This is a genomic window from Sporichthyaceae bacterium (assembly GCA_036269075.1).
Classification (GTDB): domain Bacteria; phylum Actinomycetota; class Actinomycetes; order Sporichthyales; family Sporichthyaceae; genus DASQPJ01.
Map to the genome: position 1 here is coordinate 1 of DATASX010000077.1, position 1553 is coordinate 1553.

Sequence of the window (1553 nt, forward strand, 5' to 3'; positions counted from 1 at the left end):
AGGCAGCGGGTAGGTGCCCTCCGACTCGATCGGGTTCTGCGTCGCCATGACCAGGAACGGCTCGGGCACCGGGAAGGTCTCGCGGCCGATCGTGACCTGGTGCTCCTGCATGACCTCGAGCAGAGCGCTCTGCACCTTGGCCGGAGCCCGGTTAATCTCGTCGGCCAGCAGCAGGTTCGCGAAGACCGGGCCGAGCTGGGTCTCGAACTTGCCGGTGTGCTGGTGGTAGACCCGCGTCCCGGTCAGGTCGGCGGGCACCAGGTCGGGGGTGAACTGGATGCGCTGGAACTGCCCCCTGACCGCAGCCGCCAGTGACTTCACGGCGAGCGTCTTGGCCAGGCCAGGCACCCCCTCCACGAGCAGGTGCCCGCCGGACAGCAGGGCGATCGCCATCCGCTCCAGCAGCACGTCCTGGCCGACGATGGTGCGCTTTACCTCGAACAGCACGCTCTCGAGCGGGTTCGTGGAACTGTCCGGGCTCATCTGCCCCCTCCGGATGGTTCGGCGGTCATATCTGAGGTCCGTGTCCCGGCCCGGTGCCGTTCCCGCCGCCGAGCGCGGTGCCGATGGGCACCGCAAACCCGATGCCGGCGAAGGCGTCCTCGTGTGCCGGGTTGGCGATCGAGACGACGATGCCGATGAGATGGCCCTTCGCGTCGAGCAGCGCGCCGCCGGAGCTTCCTGGGTTGACGGACGCGTCAAACTGGATCAGCCCGGAGTACGTGCCCTCGGCCGTCTCCGCGGTCCGGTTGAGGCCGGAGACCACACCGGCGGACACGCTGTCGGCCAGGCCGAGCGGGTTGCCGACCGCGACCACCGGCGCCCCCACATCGGCACCGCCGCCGAGGGACGCCGGCACGACGGTCTGCGGCAGCGCCGCCGGGCTGAGCACCGCGACGTCCCGCTTGGGGTCGGCGGAGACGACCTTCGCCGACGTCGTGGCGCCGTTGTAGTACGTCACCGCGATCCGGGTGGCGCCGGCGATGACATGGTTCGCGGTCACGATCATGCCGTTGTCCGACACGATCACGCCGGAGCCGAGGTCGTGGTTGGTGCGGATGACGACCACGGACGGCCTGACCCGCCGGTAGACGGCTGACACCGACGGGCTCGCGGTCGCGCTCGGTCTGGGCGTCGCGGCAGGACGTGGATCGCTGGCCGCCCCGCGGCGGGTCGCGAGCACCACGATCACCGCAACCAGCACCGCCACGACGACCGTGACCGCGAGAACGGCCGCACGAGGGCGGCGCAGGCCGCGGGCCGCAGCCGGGTGTGGCTCGGCGTCCGTGACACCAGCAGGATCGCGATCCATTGCCCCACGCAGAGAACAGTTTTGCCTACAGGATAAGAGCCGATCCTGAAACTTAGCCGAGGGGAAGCTCGCAAGCACCGTTGACGCCGCGACGGGCCTACCGGCGGTCAGCCGACCTCGAAGCTGCCTCCACCTGAGGTCAGCACCCCCTCCGCAGTCGGCGTAGCGCACGAAGTCCCAGCCCGCGGCCCCGGCACCCGCGCTTGGCCCACGGCCGGAACCCGTCGGCCAAGTCGGTGGG

At 70.6% G+C, this 1553-nt stretch carries 2 protein-coding genes; both read right to left on the bottom strand.

The annotated features are described in order from the left end of the window. The coding region (locus VHU88_13170; protein HEX3612630.1) for an AAA family ATPase at positions 1-483 on the bottom strand (483 nt) is incomplete at its 3' end. A 25-nt stretch (positions 484-508) separates the two neighbouring features. Then, a complete protein-coding gene (locus tag VHU88_13175; GenBank protein ID HEX3612631.1) occupies positions 509-1312 on the bottom strand; it encodes a trypsin-like peptidase domain-containing protein in 804 nt (267 codons plus the stop codon). Positions 1313-1553 lie beyond the last annotated feature (241 nt).